The organism is Vibrio sp. R10-SG3-ISO3 (genome assembly GCF_059834225.1).
Genome location: NZ_JCBDHE010000043.1, coordinates 99,838 through 117,707 on the forward strand (window position 1 = coordinate 99,838; position 17,870 = coordinate 117,707).

Sequence of the window (17,870 nt, forward strand, 5' to 3'; positions counted from 1 at the left end):
TTGCGGGGCTCTTTGTACAACAAAGCAAGAATACTTACAGAGTATCGCCAATCAGTACAGAATCGAGTGCGACCACCATCATGTCATTGAAGGTCGTTTGACGCTCATCGGATGTGGTTTGCTCGCCAGTTTTGATGTGGTCAGAAACGGTACAGATGGTCAGTGCTTTCGCGCCGTACTCGGCACACACACCGTAGATGCCTGCCGCTTCCATTTCCACACCCACGATGCCGTACTTATCCATCACATCAAACATCTCTGGATCTGGCGTGTAGAACAACTCAGCCGAGAACAGGTTACCGACTTTAACGTCAATACCACGTGCCTTTGCAGCTTCTTCTGCCGCGCGCACCATTTTGTAATCTGCAATCGCTGCGAAGTCATGACCTTTGAAGCGGATGCGGTTCACTTTCGAATCGGTACAAGCTCCCATGCCGATCACGACGTCGCGCACTTTGATATCGGTGCTCACCGCGCCGCAGCTACCCACACGAATGATCTTTTTCACACCGAAGTCTTTGATAAGCTCAGTGGCGTAAATGGAGCAAGAAGGAATGCCCATGCCGTGTCCCATTACTGAAACTTTGCGGCCTTTATACGTGCCCGTGTAACCGAACATATTACGCACATCACACACTTGAACGACATCATCGAGGAAGGTTTCCGCGATGTATTTTGCACGTAGTGGGTCACCTGGCATCAATACGACGTCAGCAAATGCCCCCATTTCTGCGTTAATATGTGGAGTTGCCATAATTCAATGTCCTTAGTTGAAACGAATGAAATAAAGCAGAGGTGAGCAGCTATCGCTTGCAACCTCTGCGTGAGAGTCAGGGAAAAACCGCCTCTTTTAGAGGAAGTTCTTACCGTAATCCATTGGCGAAGTGCCAAAATAGCTCGCGAGCGTTTGGCCGATATCGGCAAATGACTCGCGGCGACCCAATGACCCAGCCGGCACTTTTTGCCCGTAGACAATCACAGGAATGTGCTCACGGGTATGATCGGTTCCTGGCCAAGTGGGATCGCAGCCGTGGTCCGCCGTCAGAATCAGCACATCGTCTTCCTGCATCAGTGCCATCACTTCGTTGATGCGACCATCAAAGTATTCCAATGCCGCCGCATAACCTGCAACATCACGGCGGTGGCCGTAGGCAGAATCAAAGTCAACGAAGTTGGTGAACACTATGGTGTTGTCCTGTGCGGCTTTGATTTGCTCAAGAGTCGCTTCAAACAAAGCAGGAATACCCGTGGCTTTCACTTTTTTGGTGATGCCACAGTTGGCGTAGATGTCGGCAATCTTACCAATCGAGACCACTTCTCCTTGCTTCTCTTCAACCAGTTTTTGCAACACGGTCGCAGATGGCGGTTCAACAGAGAGATCGCGACGATTACCCGTACGCTCAAATTGACCTTTACCCGGACCAATAAATGGACGCGCAATGACGCGACCAATGTTGTAGTCTTCAAGCTCTTCACGAGCGATTTGGCAAAGCTCAAGCAATCTATCAAGACCAAACGTCTCTTCATGGCAGGCGATTTGGAATACCGAATCAGCCGACGTATAGAAGATAGGTTTGCCGGTTTTCATGTGCTCTTCACCAAGATCATCGAGCACTTGCGTGCCTGATGCATGGCAGTTGCCAAGAAATCCATCTAAACCCGCACGCTCAAGAATGCGATCCGTCAGCGCTGACGGGAAGCTGCTCGATTTGTCGCTAAAGTAGCCCCAATCAAACAGAACGGGTACACCTGCGATCTCCCAGTGACCCGATGGGGTATCTTTACCGGAAGAGAGCTCTGCCGCATGACCGTAGGCACCGATAACCTCTGCGTTATCATCAAGCCCCGGAGCAAAGCGTCCGGTTGATTCTTTATGCGCCATCGCCAAGCCAAGCTTAGACAGGTTCGGCAGGCGCAACGCACCTTGGCGTTGCTCGTTGTCCGCTAGGCCTTGCTCACACTGATCCGCAATATGACCCAGTGTGTCGGAGCCCACATCGCCAAACTTATCCGCATCCGCCGTCGCGCCGATACCGAATGAGTCTAGGACTAAAATAAATGCTCTTTTCATTGCGTATTCCTTTCGCCCACTCAGCTACTGTGTGCCTGAATGGGCCTAATGTAATGATGTCGTCGATTAAATGTCTTCTGCGCGAATCTGACGGTAAACCTCAGGGGTTGGGGTGTATTCACCACCAATTTTGATTGCACTGCGCAGCGCCTGCGCGGCCTCTTCCCACTGAGCCTCATTGCGTGCATGAATGACGGCAAGAGGTTGTTCGCTGCTAGCGATCTCACCGAGGCGAATAAATTGATCAAAGCCCACGGCGTAATCAATCTTGTCGCTGGCCACGCGGCGTCCGCCGCCCATGGCAACCACCGCCATCCCAATCGCGCGTGTATCCATCGCCGAAACGACACCGGACTCTTGCGCGTAAACCGGTTTAATGATGTCCGCTTTTTCTAGGTATTGCTCATAGTTCTCAACAAAATCCGCTGGGCCACCCAGGCCTGCCACCATTTTGCCAAAACACTCTGCCGCTTTACCGTTATCGAGTACCTTCATTAATTTAGCGCGCGCGTCTTGTGTGTCGTCGGCTAAATTTCCGAGCACCAGCATTTCTGCACAAGAGGCCAGCGTCACTTCAAGAAGGCGTGGATTGCGATATTCACCCGTTAGGAAGCGCACCGCTTCGCGCACTTCCACGGCGTTTCCAGCAGACGAGGCGAGGACCTGGTTCATGTCCGTCAAAATTGCGGTGGTTTTGGTGCCCGCACCATTGGCCACCGCGACAATAGACTTAGCCAACTCTTCTGAGGCTTCATACGTTGGCATAAAGGCGCCCGAGCCAACTTTCACGTCCATCACCAAAGACTCAAGACCCGCTGCGAGTTTCTTAGACAGGATGGACGCTGTGATCAAGGAGATGTTATCGACCGTCGCAGTAATGTCACGCGTCGCGTAAACACGCTTATCAGCCGGTGCTAGATCGCCGGTTTGACCGATGATCGCCACCCCTGCCTCTTTGGTCACTTGACCAAACACCTCATTACTTGGCGTGATGTTGTAGCCGGGAATCGATTCCAGTTTGTCCAGTGTGCCACCGGTATGACCGAGGCCACGCCCCGAGATCATAGGAACAAAACCGCCACAGGCAGCGACCATTGGCCCTAACATCAGCGAGGTCACATCACCCACACCACCGGTGGAATGCTTATCGACAATCGGGCCATCAAAGTTCATGTGGCTCCAGTCGATCACCATGCCAGAGTCACGCATCGCACAAGTCAGTGCAATGCGCTCGGGCATGGTCATTTCATTGAAGAAAACCGCCATCGCAAACGCCGCTATCTGACCTTCAGATACGCTGTCGTTTGCAACGCCTTGGATAAAAAAGTTAATTTCGTCTGCGGTGAGCACTTCACCGTCACGTTTTTTACGAATAATTTCTTGTGGTAAGTACATTAGAGCCTCCCACGCATTGAATGCGGTGGTAATAAGGTAAAGAGGTAAGGTGGCGCACAACGCGCCACCGAACAAACCGACGTCGCTTAGTAAGCGCTTGGATCCGCCGTTTCGTCTGTTACTTCTAATGTATTGAGTAGGTTTGTCAGCAGGCTAGACGCACCAAAGCGGTAGTGACGCGCATCGACCCAGTTGTCGCCTAGGATCTCATCGGCCATCGCTAGGTACGCGGCAGCATCTTCTGCGGTACGTACGCCGCCTGCAGGTTTGAAGCCAACGGTCTCAGCCACACCCATATCGCGGATAACTTCGAGCATCATGCGAGCGTATTCAGGTGTTGCATTCACCGGCACTTTGCCTGTTGAGGTTTTAATAAAATCAGCGCCTGCTTTGATGCAGATTTCTGACGCTTTCTTGATTAGCGCTTCTTCTTTCAGCTCACCAGTTTCGATGATCACTTTGAGCAAGATATCGCCACACGCTGCTTTACATTGCTTCACCAATTCGAAGCCCACTTCCTCATTGCCCGCCATCAGTGCGCGGTATGGGAACACCACATCGACCTCATCAGCACCATAAGCCACAGCAGCTTTGGTTTCCGCTACCGCAATCTCGATATCGTCATTGCCGTGTGGGAAGTTCGTTACCGTTGCGATACGAACGTCAGGTGTGCCTTGCTCACGAAGGGTCTTCTTAGCAATAGGAATAAAGCGAGGGTAAATACAGATGGCAGCTGTGTTACCTACCGCTGATTTTGCATCATGACACAGTGAAATAACTTTCGCGTCAGTGTCATCGTCATTCAGCGTAGTTAGGTCCATAAGTTTTAGTGCACGTAGTGCAGCTGCTTTTAAATCGCTCATTTCTATCTCCGATCAATATTCAAAAAGTTCACCGCCTTAATCCCTATGATTAAGGTGTAATCATTAATGAACGGACTTGGTTCCTTGAAGACTTGCTACATACAGCGAACATGTACCAATTGCTATCCTTGTCACCGCACAGTACCAATTTGGTCTATGGCACAACAATCTGCGATTGCGGTGTCTAACGTGTCTAGGCGCTTTGTGACGCCTCAGGCAACCGATGTTGCCGCGCTAATCATACTCCTTGTATTAATTAGCGTTAACTAAAAAACCTTTCAATGATCCATTGAAAGGTTACACCACCAAGATAAACGCCCACAATTCCCATCACTCCCGGTAATACTGGAGGTGCTGGAATGGGCAGCTTGATGGCGGAAAACAGGATTCCGACAACAAAGCCCGCTAAGGTCGCGAGAATCACATCATTCATCAGTTTAGGCCTATTTTCTTTACACCTATACAGTATAGATATTTATCGCAAAACTGTAGTCGCACACAGAGCGCAAACGGTTTGTATCTCAAAAAAGATCCGGCTTAACGATTGCTGAGTTTTATCCACTGCACAAACGTTATGAATCTTGTTGTCTGGAAATACTCCAGACCTTTAAACAACGAAAAAACCCCGTAGTACATAGCAAGCTATGCAACTACGGGGTCTTATAAAACGGCGTCTATATAATCTATCGCTTCTTAAATTAGAAAGATAGGAAGAAGCCAGCGATGGTTGCTGCCATCAAGTTAGACAGAGTACCTGCTGCGACCGCTTTCACACCCATACGAGCGATGTCGTGACGACGGTTTGGCGCTAGACCACCTAGACCACCTAGTAGAATCGCAATTGAAGAAAGGTTTGCGAAACCACATAGCGCGAACGAGATGATAGCGGCTGTCTTAGTCGACATCACTTCACCGGTTGCTGGTACAACTTGAGCTGCATCACCAACGTAAGGAACGAAGTTTAGGTAAGCAACGAATTCGTTCACCACCAGTTTCTGACCGATGAATGAACCCGCTAGCGTCGCTTCTTCCCAAGGCACACCAATTAGGAATGCAAGTGGTGAGAAGATGTAACCTAGAAGAATTTCTAGTGTCAGTTCAGGCATACCGAACCAACCGCCAACGCCACCTAGGATGCCGTTGATAAGAGCAATAAGGCCGATGAACGCAAGTAGCATTGCACCAACGTTAAGCGCAAGCTGTAGACCGACAGACGCACCGCCAGCTGCTGCATCGATAACGTTAGCAGGCTTGTCGTCACCACCGTCGATGTCCGCGCCTAGATCGTCATTTGGCGTGTCAGTTTCAGGTTTGATGATTTTAGCGAACAGTAGACCACCTGGTGCTGCCATGAATGATGCAGCAACAAGGTACTCTAGAGGTACACCCATTGAAGCGTAACCAGCAAGTACACCACCTGCTACAGACGCTAGACCACCACACATCACTGCAAATAGCTCAGACTGAGTCATTTTAGGTACAAACGGACGAACCACAAGTGGTGCCTCAGTTTGACCTACGAAAATGTTCGCTGCTGCAGACATAGACTCGGCACGTGATGTACCCAGTGCTTTTTGTAGACCGCCACCAAGAATCTTGATAACCCACTGCATCACACCGATGTAGTAAAGTACAGAAATTAGCGCAGAGAAGAAGATTAGCGTTGGTAGTACTTGGAAAGCAAAGATGAAACCGATACCGTCAACTGAGAAGTTAACTAGGCTGCCGAATAGGAAACCAGTACCGTCTTTACCGTAGTCGATCACGTTTTGTACACCAGCTGAGAAACCAGCTAGAAGATCACGACCCCATGGTACGTACAGAACGAAACCACCGATGATGAATTGGATAGCAAAAGCGCCACCCACAGTTCTTAGATTGATAGCTTTGCGGTTATCAGACAGTAGAAGCGCGATAGCGATCAAAACTGCCATACCGACTAGGCTCATAAACAGGCTCATAGTTTATGACTTCCTTATTAAGTTATTTGTTGGCGTGTTACAAAATGGAGCTCAAAAGCACGGGCAATTATACTCATCCGTCCACCGATAAAGTAATGCCGCGTTCACAGTTTCTGATAAGATTCACCACTTGTTCACTCGTAAGTGTGACAATAGTCACAACCAAAGTTTACAGAAATCATAAAAAGCACATTTTATTTAGAATTCATTCACAAATAGACAGTGCCAAAAAGCTGTTTTTCCAAACGTTTTCCGCAACCGTTTGCTCACAACTCTGCTTCAGTTGCGCCAATGTCGTTAACACTTGGGGTAAACGCTTAGGATGATTGGCTTGGCCTTGATACCCTGACAACGGCATGTCTGGCGCGTCGGTTTCCAAAACAAGATGGTCGATGGGCACCTGCGTCACCGCTTGACGCGTCTTATTCGCTCTTGGGTAGGTAATCACTCCGCCCACACCGATGTAGAAACCGAGCTCAACAAATTGCATCGCTTGCTGATAGCTGCCGGAAAACCCATGCAAAATCCCACCGTAGTGAAAACGGTGCTGTTTAAGCAGTTGCAACAAGCGGTGATAGTTTTTTCGCCCGTGAAGAATCAAGGGCCGCCGCAGGTTCTTGGCCACGCTGATCTGCGCCTCAAACACCGCTTCTTGTCGCTGCGCGTCGACATCGATCATGGCATCTAAGCCGCACTCTCCGACCGCGACACACACTGAGCCTGCCGACTCACATTGAGCTTCTAGGCGACTGACCTCAATCAATGAGTCGGTGTGAACAAAATAGGGATGGCACCCCAAACTGACGTACAAGCTCGTGTGCTGGTGAGATAGCGCAATAAGATCGCTCCAATTGCTTTCGCCAATCGCAGGAACAAGAAAACGCTCGACTCCTTGCTCACTGGCTTCTTGCAATGTTGCCCCCAATTGAGCCTTAAATGGGGCAAAATCGAGATGACAGTGAGTATCAAAAAGGCGCATTACTGCTGCGCCTTTGAAGTGGGTGATGAGGACGAAGTGGCAGCGTCGCTCTGCCTTGCATCATCAGATCGGTACGGCACGCAACTGCGCTTTTGCCCAGGAGTAAGGCCCATCGAGTGGCACCAAGCGTCGTAGCGCTCAAGCCAATGTTTTAATCTCTTCCACATGTGCATGACTCCCCTGCCCGATGCTAGCAACGATGACCACTCGCCTTCACTACTGCTCTTCACGTTTGAAGACTAACTCAGTCGCGCTCGACTCATCCTCAGCAAAGGTGTACCCCGCCGTGTTGAACTGGGTCAAATCCGCGACACTCTCGATGCGGTTTTCGATAATAAAACGCGCCATCATGCCGCGCGCTTTTTTGGCATAAAAGCTGATCACTTTATATTGGCCGTTTTTGCAGTCTTTAAACACCGGCGTAATCACCTGCGCATCCAAGTTCTTTTGCTTAACCGCCTTAAAATACTCATTGGAGGCTAGGTTGACCAAGACGTTGTCCCCTTGTTCGGTGATCGCTTGATTGAGCTTGTCGGTAATCACATTCCCCCAGAACTGATACAAGTTGGTGCCTTTCTCATTGGCAAGCTTAGTCCCCATTTCAAGACGGTATGGTTGCATCAGGTCAAGCGGCTTAAGCAGACCATAAAGGCCAGACAGCATACGTAAATGGCGCTGAGCGTACTCGAAATCCGCCTCTGTGAGTGTCTGGGCATCAAGACCTGTATAGACATCGCCTTTGAACGCCAAAATCGCTTGGCGGGCATTGTCGAGTGTGAATGTCTCGCTCCACTCTTGGAAGCGGCCAACGTTCAGATCGGCGATTTTGTCACTGACCTTCATCAAACTCGCCACATCGGCTGGCGTCAGTTTACGGCACACCTCAATCAACTGCTTGGAGTAGTCAATTAACTCAGGCTGTGTGTAGGTTTCGGTCACCAAGGGTGATTCGTAATCTAAGGTTTTCGCTGGAGAAACGACGATTAACATGACTTTACTCTTATTGATTGTTTACCTTAGGGTACAAAAAAAGCCGTGCAATGTCTGCACGGCTTTATGAATCATTTCAATAGTATTCAGCTATCAATTCTTTTCTTTTTGATCCCAGATGCCATCTTCAAGCTGAGATTTCAACTCTGGGAAATCATTGGCATCAAAGGTCGGAACGTTGCCTTCATTAAGCTGACGATTGTAGTCTTTTGCTAGCTTAACCACAGTACCAGAGAGCAAGATAATCGCGACTAGGTTCACCAGTGCCATTAAGCCCATTGATGCATCGGCCATATCCCAAACCACTGGCAGCGCTGCCACAGAGCCAAACATCACCATACCCAGAACCACGATACGGAACAGGCCAAGGCCCGCCTTGTGATTGTGCTCTAGGAAGATCAGGTTAGTTTCTGCGTATGAGTAGTTTGCAATGATCGAGGTAAACGCGAAGAAGAAGATTGCTACAGCAACAAAGATCCCACCCCAATCACCCACTTGTGAGCTTAGCGCGCGCTGAGTCAGCTCGATACCTGTCACCGCCGTTTCAGTACCTAGGTACTCACCCGACATCAAGATGATCGCTACCGTTGCTGAACAGATCACAATGGTGTCCATGAATACGCCCAACATTTGCACGTAACCTTGTGACGCTGGGTGTGGTGGATAAGGCGTTGCAGAAGCTGCTGCATTAGGCGCAGAACCCATACCCGCTTCGTTCGAGAACAGGCCACGCTTGATGCCGTTGATCATCGCTTGAGCAATCGCATAACCTAGGCCACCAGCCGCCGCTTCTTGCAGACCAAATGCGCTCTTAATAATTAGTGAAAGCACGCCTGGCAACTTCTCAAGGTTGGTCAGCATGATAAACATCGCCAATAGCAAGTAAGCCAGCGCCATAACCGGTACAATAAGCTCAGCCACTTTTGCAATACGCTTAATACCGCCAAAGATAACCACAGCAGACAGCAATACCACTGCAATGCCAACGACTTTGGTATCCCAACCAAACGCGGTATTCATCGCGCTAGCAATCGAGTTTGCTTGCACGGCATTGAAGACCAAACCAAAGGCAATAATAAGGAAGATGGAGAACATCACGCCCATCCAGCGCATGCCCAAGCCTTTTTCCATGTAATAAGCAGGACCACCACGGTAGTTACCGTCATCGTCTTTCGTTTTGTATAGCTGTGCCAACGTGCTCTCTGCAAATGACGTTGCCATACCTAGCATGGCAATCAACCACATCCAAAAAATAGCGCCAGGGCCGCCAACGGTCAGTGCAACGGCCACACCCGCCATGTTACCCGTGCCGACACGCGCCGCCAAACTGGTACAAAGGGCTTGGAAAGAGGAGATACCCGCTTGGTCGGCTTTACGGCTGTTTTTCAGCACTGAGAACATGTGGCCAAAGTGGCGGAACTGGATAAAGCCCAGTCTTACGGTGAAGTAAACGCCGACACCAACCAGTAGATAAACGAGAATAGACCCCCACAGCAGGTCATTCATCAAATTAATTAAGTCTGTCATAGGATCCTCATAGTGAGTGTTCGCTGGTTAGGCATCCGAGCCTACGTTGGGTTGCGCTGTTGAGTGTCAAAGTGTAGCTCAAACTATATATTATCATTGTCTGCAACCTCAGCGTGTCACGCCCCAAAGGCACGTCCTTTACATCTCAGCGGAAATTTTGACGGCGCGATAATGCAACCTGAGCAAACAAAAATCAATACGCAACAGTGAGACTAAGCTTGTTATTTTTCACCGTAAAATCACCAACAGTTAACACAAACAAGCACAAAAACCACACAACAACAAAACAACTCAATAAAAAATTAACAACGCACAGAGTCTTGCCAATGACGACCTATTAATGCCGCCAAAGCAACAGACAACCCCTTACTCTGCATAGCTTGCGAGGCTCTCGATGCACTGAGCATCAAGATAAAAAATGAAGTATGGTTTAATGCCACTCTTGTATGGCAAGAGACACGCACAACCCTAATCACCTCCACAAGCCTTTAACATCCACTTTTTTCGCATTTAATCGTTTGCGTGAACTCGTTTGAACAAATTTCAACCACCTCAAGCACGATTTTTTGTGATTCAGTGAAGAAAAGTCAGAAAAAACTTCATCGAAACGTAACAAATGAGAAACGAATCATGGTTAGTCTCCACGTTGAGTGGTATTAAGAATTTACCCCGTTTAGGACGGTCATAACGATAAAATGAGGTAGCTTATGGAAGGCTTAAATTTTGATGACTTTATGGACTATGAGGCGCCGCGCGCACGAGCAGCGCGCTCTAAACCCGTTAAACGTAAGTGGCGAGAAATCGAAGCAATCAAAGATCGTCAACGGCTAAAGAAAGAGCTGATGGATATGGATATCGGTTTTGACGATGTGGAGAGCATCGAATACTAAGAATTAAGAAAGAGAGGCCTTGAGCCTCTCTTTCTGCTTTTCACGCGCTAGGAACAGCAAAGGATCACGTACACTCGTGCTCAGTTTGATGAATGCGCTCTGCCAACTGTTGGTATTGCTCTGCTATCGTCTCACCAAACACTGGGTCGTCTTCGCACACACTCCACTGAGCTTCGACTGCCTGCCAATCCTCTACCGTAAAGACATCCATTAAGTACGGGAAGACCTGCTTTTCTTCCATTTCGAGGTGCTGTTTTTGCATATTGAGGAACGACTCTAACTGGTCAATGAAGACCTGCTGCGGGATCACTGCATCTTGCAAGACCATATCCACCGTTTGCAAAAAATCATGGGTCTTTTCTGATAGCGCCTGATGATCGTGTTCAAGATCATCAATCTTATGGTGTTGACCATAATGCGATTGGTAGTAGTGATAGAGAATGTCTTCTTTCGGGTGATGGACCCGTTCAGAGTGGGTCGCCAGATAATCGACGATTTCACGCAGAACCGCGTAATTAACGGGACGCTCGTCTTTTAACTGGTTCAATTTATGGCGAAGTATGGCGAGCAAACGCACCATGTATCCATGCTCTCGCCTTATCCGTTCAATCATCATAGCGTTTCTCCTTAACACCGACACGTAAACAGTGTATTAGAGAAACGCAAAGCGTGTTTTGATGCTGTTCGAAAAAACAACATCTTTACCATTATTTTTGTATGGCTTTATACCTCAACAGTTTGAGGCAGCTGCCAATCAATCGGTGTTTTTCCTTGCGCGACAAGCCGTTCGTTGGTCGCCGAAAAGTGCCCACAGCCCAAAAAGCCACGATGCGCCGATAACGGTGAAGGGTGCGGCGCCGTCAATACATGATGTTGGTTACGGTCAATAAAACGGCCTTTCTTTTGCGCATGCGCGCCCCACAACAAGAAAACAACGCCTTGTTGATGGCGGTTGATCGCATCAATCACGGCATCCGTAAAGGTCTCCCACCCCGTTTTGGCGTGCGAATGCGCTTTACCTTGCTCCACGGTCAGAACCGTATTCAGAAGCAGTACCCCTTGCTCTGCCCAGCGTTGCAAATAACCGTGTTGAGGAATCTGAAAGCCATCGATGTCTTGCGCCAACTCTTTGTACATATTGGCGAGCGATGGCGGCGTCTTGATACCCGGCAGGACAGAAAAACACAGCCCGTGCGCCTGATTAGGACCATGATAGGGATCTTGGCCCAAGATCACGACTTTCACATCGCCAAACTCGGTCGCTCGAAAAGCGTTAAAGACATCTTTCGCTGGCGGGAAAATCGCTTTGCCCGCCGCACGCTCTGCGTCAACAAACGCGAGAGTGTCTTGAAAATAGGTCTGCTGCTTTTGCTCACCAATCACATCTTGCCACGTGAGTGAAGGGGTCATTGTCTGTTCCTTTTGTCCAATCAGTCAGCGGATTGTCGCAAAAGTTACAATAAGAGCAAAGCCCTCTGTTAGGCGAGCTAAACTCACTTAACGCTTAGGTTGCGGCGAACGATGATGTCCTTGACCATTCACATGACGGTTGGGCATAGGTAAACGTGCAAAACGGATCGCAGGTGTAACAACTGAATGAGGCATAATAGGCACCCTCTTGTGAGTAACATCACTATTTACTATGAAAGATTGGTGCCAATTTTAGTTACGCTGAGACATTTACCGATGATTTTTGATCGATGCGGCGCAAACGAGCAATTTCATCAGGCCAAAGATCAGGCTTAATTGTTTCTAATATCAAAGGGATAGAATCAAACCGTGCATCATTGGCGATATAGTCAAAACATGGCCAGCCAATCTCCCCCTCGCCCAGCGCATGGTGGCGATCCACTTTGCTGCCCAAGGCCGACTTTGAATCATTGATGTGCATCGCCCGTAAATAGTGCATGCCGACCACTTGATCAAACTCGGAAAACGTCGCTTCACATGCCTCAACACTGCGAAGATCATAGCCAGCGGCAAAGGTGTGGCAAGTATCGAGGCAAACGCCCACCCGAGTTTTATCGTCCACCTGTTCAATGATCTGCGCCAAATGCTCAAAGCGCCAACCAAGGTTCGTGCCTTGGCCTGCTGTATTTTCGATCACTGCGACAACATCTGGCACCGCTTGATGGGCGAGATTGATCGACTCGGCGATCCTAGCTAAACACGCTTGCTCAGAAAGCTTCTTTAAATGACTCCCAGGATGAAAATTCAACAAGCTCAGTCCTAACTGCTGACATCTCCACATTTCATCAATAAATGCCACTCTAGATTTTTTGAGCTTTTCCTCTTCAGGCGCACCAAGATTAATCAGGTAGGAGTCATGCGGTAAGATTTGCTCATGTGTAAAGCCGTACTTTTTGCAGTTGGCTTTAAAACGCGCGATGGTCTCTGCGTCGAGTGGCTTCGCCGCCCACTGGCGTTGATTTTTGGTGAACAAAGCAAAGGCGTTGGCGCCAATATCATGAGCGCGAATCGGTGCCATATCGACACCACCCGCGGCGGAAACATGCGCGCCGACCCATTTTCTATCACTGTTCGATGATGAGATTGTCATTTAATCACTTTACACTTTCAGTTCGGGGATGGAATTACAACAACTTATCGTCTGCGTCTCAATCAATACATGCAAAATGTAGTAAATTTACAACATTCATAGCATTCAAAAATAGTTAATGTTTTAAAATATTTTTTAAAATACTATTTTTAAAGGTTTTATTGATTTATCGCAAAGAATTAACCTTAAAATAATTAATGTTTTTAGTTGTTTTTTGACCTAAATCAATACTATCATAAGGGACATTCGCTATATAATACGTAGCTCAACGAAATTCGAAAGTTAACACCAACTCACCACCCAAGAGTGGACTAGGAGACAGTAATGATTCAAGGCATTCAGATTACTAAAGCAGCAAACGACGCACTACTTAACTCAATCTGGCTACTAGACAGCGAGAAAAATGAAGCACGCTGCGTAGCGGCAAACACTGGCTACGAAGCAGACCAAGTCGTAGCGATTAACGAATTGGGTGAGTACGAAAGCCGTGAAGTAGCCATTGAAACGGCACCAAAGATCGAAGGTGGTCAGCACCTAAACGTCAACGTTCTTAAGCGTGAAACCCTTGAAGACGCCGTTGCTCACCCTGAGAAATACCCTCAGCTAACCATTCGTGTTTCTGGTTACGCAGTGCGTTTCAACTCACTGACGCCTGAACAGCAGCGCGACGTTATTGCTCGTACATTTACCGAGTCTTTGTAAGCTCGACACCATCATAAAAAAACGGCGCATCTCGCGCCGTTTTTTATTCTCTAATCGACTGTTTTTTTTCTAATCGACTGTTTTTTTTCTAATCTATTCACAGTGCTTTGATTGAATTCTGCGCTCTAAAACCAAGCCAAAATGGTACTCTGATGCTGTTCCCAGAGTAACTTCAGCGCCATCAACATCGACATAATAATGACCAGCGGGCGAATCCACTTCTGACCTTGCGCGATTACCACTTTCGCCCCCAATCTAGCGCCGAGAAAACCGCCGACCGCCATCACTAGCCCTAGCTCCCAAATCGGTAAACCTGCCAGAACAAATAGTAACAGCGCGGCGATGTTCGAAGTAAAGTTCAGGACTTTGGTTCTTGCCGTCGCATCCACTAAGGAGTAGTGGCCTAACGCGACAAAGCAAACCGTAAAAATCGAACCTGTCCCCGGCCCAAAAAAACCGTCGTAGAACCCCACGCCCCCACCGACCGAGAGTGCAAACATCGCTTCAGAGAGTCGAGGCTCGCCCGATTGCGCCTTGGTCTTTGGCATCAAAAGAAAATAGAGCGAGATCGCCACCAGCAGCAGCGGAATCAAACTGGTTAAGACGCCAGCATCAATGTATTGCACGACTTGGGCGCCAAGTGCAGCGCCGACAAAGGTGCAGAGAATCGCAAGGCGCATCGCTTTCAAATTAACAATGCCGCGCCGAACAAAATACCAAGTTGCGGAGAAACTCCCAAATGAGCTTTGTAGCTTATTGGTCGCCAACGCCTGTGCTGGCGTGATGCCTACGGCCAACAAAGCCGGAAGCGTAATAAGCCCGCCTCCCCCTGCCATCGCATCAATAAAGCCAGCGAATGCCGCGACAAAAAACAGCAGGGTGAAAATATCTAAGGTGAGTTCCATGACGATCAGTTGATAAGGGGTAAGATGCGCAGAGTACCACTGGTGACTTGATGATGGAAAACAAAAAAGAGCGACCGATGGCCGCTCAAAAGCATGTCAATACAAATGCCTAAACAGTTGAGTCATGGGGATAACAGCCTGCATTTTGTTATCCCACATAAGACTCATAAGGGTGGGGACTACTAGAATTGGTCTTCTTCGGTTGAGCCGGTTAATGCAGTCACTGATGATTGACCACCTTGGATGGTGTTGGTCATCTTATCAAAGTACCCGGTGCCCACTTCTTGTTGGTGCGCAACGAAGGTATAGCCTTTTTCTGCCGCTTGGAACTCAGGACGCTGCACTTTCTCCACGTAGTGGCGCATGCCTTCGCCTTTCGCATAGTCGTGCGCCAGTTCGAACATGTTGAACCACATGTTGTGGATACCCGCTAGAGTGATGAACTGGTACTTGTAGCCCATATCCGACAGTTCTTGTTGGAACTTGGCGATGGTCTCTGCATCCAAGTTTTTCTCCCAGTTAAATGATGGCGAGCAGTTGTACGCCAACAGTTGATCTGGGTACTCGGCATGAATCGCTTCAGCAAACTTACGCGCTTCTTCAAGACACGGCGTGGCGGTTTCACACCAGATGAGATCCGCATACGGAGCGTAAGCAAGACCACGCGCAATCGCTTGGTCGATGCCTGCGCGTACTCGGTAGAAGCCTTCTTGTGTACGTTCTCCAACAATGAAGTCCGCATCGTATGGGTCACAGTCAGAGGTCAACAAATCGGCGGCGTTCGCATCGGTACGGGCAATCACTAAGGTAGTCGTGCCCGAAACGTCGGCGGCCAGGCGCGCTGCCACTAATTTCTGCACCGCTTCTTGAGTCGGTACTAATACTTTACCGCCCATATGGCCACATTTTTTCACTGACGCTAGCTGGTCTTCAAAGTGCACACCCGCGGCGCCCGCATCGATCATCGACTTCATCAACTCATACGCGTTGAGTACACCACCAAAACCAGCTTCTGCATCAGCAACGATAGGCAAGAAGTAATCAATGCCGCCTTCATCTTCGGGTGATTTACCGTTTGACCACTGGATCTGGTCAGCGCGACGGAACGAGTTATTGATGCGTTTCACCACTGAAGGGACAGAATCCACCGGGTAGAGCGATTGGTCTGGGTACATGGTAGACGCGGTGTTGTTGTCCGCTGCCACCTGCCAACCTGAGAGATAAATCGCTTCAATCCCAGCTTTGGCTTGTTGTACTGCTTGACCACCGGTCAGTGCACCCAAACAGTTCACGTAGCCTTTTTTGGCGCTGCCATTGACCAATGACCACAATTTATCTGCACCGCGCTGAGCGATGGTGTTAGCCGGCACCATAGAGCCGCGTAGTTCGACCACTTCTTCAGCCGTGTATGGACGTTTCACATGCTTCCAGCGTGGATTGGTTGCCCAGTCTTTTTCTAGAGCTTCGATCTGTTGGCGACGAGTTAAGTTTGTCATTGGTCTATCCCTCTTGTTTTGAGTGCTTGCCGGTAGGGGCGGCGCACGATCCTTTTGTTTCTTTTGTTAGATGGTGTGGCGGTACAACCTTACCCGCCATCTGCATTCACGTTATTGTTATTAATAAAACGATAGTTACCGGTAAACGATACTTATAGGTAAACGATTGTTATGGGTAAATCCGTGGTTAATCTAAGTAGTCATAGCCTGGGATGGTGAGGAAATTCCCCAACTCATCACTGGTGGTCATCTTGGCCATCAAGTCAGCCGCCTCGGTAAAGCGCCCCGCTTGATAACGCGCTTCGCCCACTTCCTGTTTCACCACCTCAATCTCTTGAGAGAGGTATTGTTCAAACAAGGCTTTGGTGACCACTTGACCGTTATCAAGAGTTTTGCCGTGCGCTATCCATTGCCAAATAGAGGCGCGAGAGATCTCAGCGGTCGCGGCATCTTCCATTAAGCCGTAGATGGGAACGCAGCCGTTGCCCGAGATCCACGCCTCGATGTATTGCAGCGCGACGCGAATATTGTGTCGCATCCCTTCTTCGGTGCGCTCGCCTTCACACGGGGCAAGTAGCTGCTCTGCCGTGATAGGCGCATCGTCTTCTCGTGTGACATCCAATTGATTTCGGCGCTCACCAAGCACTTGGCTAAACACCGCCATTGCGGTATCCGCAAGACCTGGGTGAGCGACCCAAGTGCCATCGTGACCATTATTCGCCTCTAGCGATTTGTCGTTTTGAATTTTGTCTAGCACGCGTTGGTTTTGTACTGGATCTTTGGCTGGAATAAAGGCCGCCATTCCCCCCATCGCAAAGGCACCGCGTTTGTGACAAGTGCGCACTAACAAGCGTGAGTAGGCGTTCAAAAACGGCTTGTCCATCGTGACCACTTGGCGGTCTGGCAACACGCGATCTGGGTGCTTTTTCAATGTTTTGATGTAACTGAAGATGTAGTCCCAACGGCCACAGTTGAGGCCAACAATGTGCTCTTTGAGCGCAAAGAGGATCTCGTCCATTTCGAATACCGCAGGCAAGGTTTCAATCAAAACGGTAGCCTTAATGGTGCCCGTATCCAGACCAAAGTAATCTTCGGTGAAATGGAACACCTCACTCCACCACTGCGCTTCTTTGTGGGATTGCAACTTGGGAATGTAGAAGTAAGGGCCGCTGCCTTTTTTAAGAAGCGCTTGGTAGTTGTTGTAGAAGTAGAGCGCGAAATCAAACAGAGCTCCGGGGATAATTTGGCCGTTAAACGTCACGTGTTTCTCTTTTAAATGGAGACCACGTACACGACAAATCAACACCGCTGGATCGTCATTCAATTGGTAGTGCTTGCCATTGTCAGGGTTGGTGTAACTGATCTCCCCTCTTACCGCGTCGCGCAAGTTAATTTGTCCGTCCAACACTTTATCCCAAGCAGGTGACATAGAGTCTTCGAAGTCGGCCATGAACACTTTAACGTTGGCATTCAAAGCGTTAATGACCATTTTTCTGTCTGTCGGGCCGGTGATTTCTACTCGGCGATCTTG

The 17,870-nt window shown here is 48.9% G+C and carries 18 protein-coding genes; 2 read left to right on the forward strand and 16 right to left on the reverse strand.

The features are described from left to right. Positions 1-34: 34 nt before the first annotated feature. From deoD to AC6R1A_RS12350, 10 genes are all read right to left on the reverse strand, one after another. Complete coding sequence (gene deoD / locus AC6R1A_RS12305; protein ID WP_334551387.1) at positions 35-754, reverse strand: purine-nucleoside phosphorylase; 720 nt, start codon at positions 752-754, stop codon at positions 35-37. A gap of 96 nt (positions 755-850) precedes the next feature. Then, a complete protein-coding gene (locus AC6R1A_RS12310; RefSeq protein WP_500633732.1) occupies positions 851-2,071 on the reverse strand; it encodes a phosphopentomutase in 1,221 nt (406 codons plus the stop codon). A gap of 66 nt (positions 2,072-2,137) precedes the next feature. After that, on the reverse strand, positions 2,138-3,466 hold the full coding sequence (gene deoA, locus AC6R1A_RS12315; RefSeq protein ID WP_500633731.1) for a thymidine phosphorylase: 1,329 nt from the start codon (positions 3,464-3,466) through the stop codon (positions 2,138-2,140). Between the two features lie 86 nt (positions 3,467-3,552). After that, positions 3,553-4,329 (reverse strand): deoxyribose-phosphate aldolase, encoded by a 777-nt coding sequence (deoC, locus tag AC6R1A_RS12320; RefSeq protein WP_500626996.1) that lies wholly within the window; start codon positions 4,327-4,329, stop codon positions 3,553-3,555. Between the two features lie 262 nt (positions 4,330-4,591). After that, complete coding sequence (locus tag AC6R1A_RS12325) at positions 4,592-4,762, reverse strand: XapX domain-containing protein (RefSeq protein WP_334551391.1); 171 nt, start codon at positions 4,760-4,762, stop codon at positions 4,592-4,594. Positions 4,763-5,027: 265 nt separating this feature from the next. Then, the gene (locus AC6R1A_RS12330; protein WP_334551393.1) at positions 5,028-6,290 is read right to left on the reverse strand and encodes a NupC/NupG family nucleoside CNT transporter; all 1,263 of its coding nucleotides are present in this window, start codon (positions 6,288-6,290) and stop codon (positions 5,028-5,030) included. A gap of 205 nt (positions 6,291-6,495) precedes the next feature. Beyond that, entirely contained in the window at positions 6,496-7,269 is a 774-nt protein-coding gene (locus AC6R1A_RS12335) for a TatD family hydrolase (protein ID WP_500633730.1), read from the reverse strand. Beyond that, entirely contained in the window at positions 7,269-7,436 is a 168-nt protein-coding gene (locus tag AC6R1A_RS12340; RefSeq protein WP_334568323.1) for a DUF5363 family protein, read from the reverse strand. The genes AC6R1A_RS12335 and AC6R1A_RS12340 overlap by 1 nt, the downstream gene beginning before the upstream one ends. 49 nt (positions 7,437-7,485) lie before the next feature. Then, positions 7,486-8,259, reverse strand: a complete 774-nt coding sequence (yaaA, locus tag AC6R1A_RS12345; protein WP_500633729.1) for a peroxide stress protein YaaA — start codon at positions 8,257-8,259, stop codon at positions 7,486-7,488. A gap of 93 nt (positions 8,260-8,352) precedes the next feature. After that, positions 8,353-9,786, reverse strand: a complete 1,434-nt coding sequence (locus tag AC6R1A_RS12350) for an alanine/glycine:cation symporter family protein (RefSeq protein ID WP_500633728.1) — start codon at positions 9,784-9,786, stop codon at positions 8,353-8,355. Positions 9,787-10,493: 707 nt separating this feature from the next. On the opposite strand from AC6R1A_RS12350, the gene AC6R1A_RS12355 reads away from it, so the two are divergent. Further along, positions 10,494-10,676, forward strand: a complete 183-nt coding sequence (locus AC6R1A_RS12355) for a DUF3545 family protein (protein ID WP_500626993.1) — start codon at positions 10,494-10,496, stop codon at positions 10,674-10,676. 64 nt (positions 10,677-10,740) lie between these two features. Here AC6R1A_RS12355 and AC6R1A_RS12360 read toward each other — a convergent pair whose 3' ends face one another. From AC6R1A_RS12360 to nfo, 3 genes are all read right to left on the reverse strand, one after another. Beyond that, positions 10,741-11,292, reverse strand: coding sequence for a hemerythrin domain-containing protein (locus AC6R1A_RS12360; RefSeq protein WP_334551402.1), 552 nt, complete (start codon positions 11,290-11,292; stop codon positions 10,741-10,743). Between the two features lie 107 nt (positions 11,293-11,399). Then, on the reverse strand, positions 11,400-12,086 hold the full coding sequence (gene ung, locus AC6R1A_RS12365; RefSeq protein WP_500629204.1) for a uracil-DNA glycosylase: 687 nt from the start codon (positions 12,084-12,086) through the stop codon (positions 11,400-11,402). 256 nt (positions 12,087-12,342) lie between these two features. Next, on the reverse strand, positions 12,343-13,236 hold the full coding sequence (nfo, locus tag AC6R1A_RS12370) for a deoxyribonuclease IV (RefSeq protein ID WP_500633727.1): 894 nt from the start codon (positions 13,234-13,236) through the stop codon (positions 12,343-12,345). Between the two features lie 324 nt (positions 13,237-13,560). On the opposite strand from nfo, the gene grcA reads away from it, so the two are divergent. Continuing rightward, positions 13,561-13,938 carry an autonomous glycyl radical cofactor GrcA gene (gene grcA, locus AC6R1A_RS12375; RefSeq protein WP_334551405.1) on the forward strand — a complete coding sequence of 126 codons (378 nt, stop codon included), beginning with the start codon at positions 13,561-13,563 and terminating at the stop codon, positions 13,936-13,938. A gap of 125 nt (positions 13,939-14,063) precedes the next feature. Here grcA and AC6R1A_RS12380 read toward each other — a convergent pair whose 3' ends face one another. From AC6R1A_RS12380 to aceB, 3 genes are all read right to left on the reverse strand, one after another. After that, the gene (locus AC6R1A_RS12380) at positions 14,064-14,843 is read right to left on the reverse strand and encodes a TSUP family transporter (RefSeq protein WP_500633726.1); all 780 of its coding nucleotides are present in this window, start codon (positions 14,841-14,843) and stop codon (positions 14,064-14,066) included. Positions 14,844-15,025: 182 nt separating this feature from the next. After that, a complete protein-coding gene (aceA, locus tag AC6R1A_RS12385; RefSeq protein ID WP_487901723.1) occupies positions 15,026-16,339 on the reverse strand; it encodes an isocitrate lyase in 1,314 nt (437 codons plus the stop codon). Between the two features lie 187 nt (positions 16,340-16,526). After that, a partial coding sequence (gene aceB / locus AC6R1A_RS12390; RefSeq protein ID WP_500646183.1) for a malate synthase A occupies positions 16,527-17,870 on the reverse strand: 1,344 nt, incomplete at its 5' end.

Bases quoted from the DNA above. Each gene is read 5' to 3' on its own strand.
- AC6R1A_RS12355 (WP_500626993.1), top strand. From the start codon at position 10,494: ATGGAAGGCTTAAATTTTGATGACTTTATGGACTATGAGGCGCCGCGC.
- AC6R1A_RS12335 (WP_500633730.1), bottom strand. From the start codon at position 7,269: ATGCGCCTTTTTGATACTCACTGTCATCTCGATTTTGCCCCATTTAAG.
- AC6R1A_RS12340 (WP_334568323.1), bottom strand. From the start codon at position 7,436: ATGTGGAAGAGATTAAAACATTGGCTTGAGCGCTACGACGCTTGGTGC.
- deoC (WP_500626996.1), bottom strand. From the start codon at position 4,329: ATGAGCGATTTAAAAGCAGCTGCACTACGTGCACTAAAACTTATGGAC.
- AC6R1A_RS12310 (WP_500633732.1), bottom strand. From the start codon at position 2,071: ATGAAAAGAGCATTTATTTTAGTCCTAGACTCATTCGGTATCGGCGCG.
- AC6R1A_RS12330 (WP_334551393.1), bottom strand. From the start codon at position 6,290: ATGAGCCTGTTTATGAGCCTAGTCGGTATGGCAGTTTTGATCGCTATC.
- AC6R1A_RS12350 (WP_500633728.1), bottom strand. From the start codon at position 9,786: ATGACAGACTTAATTAATTTGATGAATGACCTGCTGTGGGGGTCTATT.
- ung (WP_500629204.1), bottom strand. From the start codon at position 12,086: ATGACCCCTTCACTCACGTGGCAAGATGTGATTGGTGAGCAAAAGCAG.
- AC6R1A_RS12325 (WP_334551391.1), bottom strand. From the start codon at position 4,762: ATGAATGATGTGATTCTCGCGACCTTAGCGGGCTTTGTTGTCGGAATC.
- grcA (WP_334551405.1), top strand. From the start codon at position 13,561: ATGATTCAAGGCATTCAGATTACTAAAGCAGCAAACGACGCACTACTT.
- deoA (WP_500633731.1), bottom strand. From the start codon at position 3,466: ATGTACTTACCACAAGAAATTATTCGTAAAAAACGTGACGGTGAAGTG.
- aceA (WP_487901723.1), bottom strand. From the start codon at position 16,339: ATGACAAACTTAACTCGTCGCCAACAGATCGAAGCTCTAGAAAAAGAC.
- nfo (WP_500633727.1), bottom strand. From the start codon at position 13,236: ATGACAATCTCATCATCGAACAGTGATAGAAAATGGGTCGGCGCGCAT.
- deoD (WP_334551387.1), bottom strand. From the start codon at position 754: ATGGCAACTCCACATATTAACGCAGAAATGGGGGCATTTGCTGACGTC.
- yaaA (WP_500633729.1), bottom strand. From the start codon at position 8,259: ATGTTAATCGTCGTTTCTCCAGCGAAAACCTTAGATTACGAATCACCC.
- AC6R1A_RS12360 (WP_334551402.1), bottom strand. From the start codon at position 11,292: ATGATGATTGAACGGATAAGGCGAGAGCATGGATACATGGTGCGTTTG.
- AC6R1A_RS12380 (WP_500633726.1), bottom strand. From the start codon at position 14,843: ATGGAACTCACCTTAGATATTTTCACCCTGCTGTTTTTTGTCGCGGCA.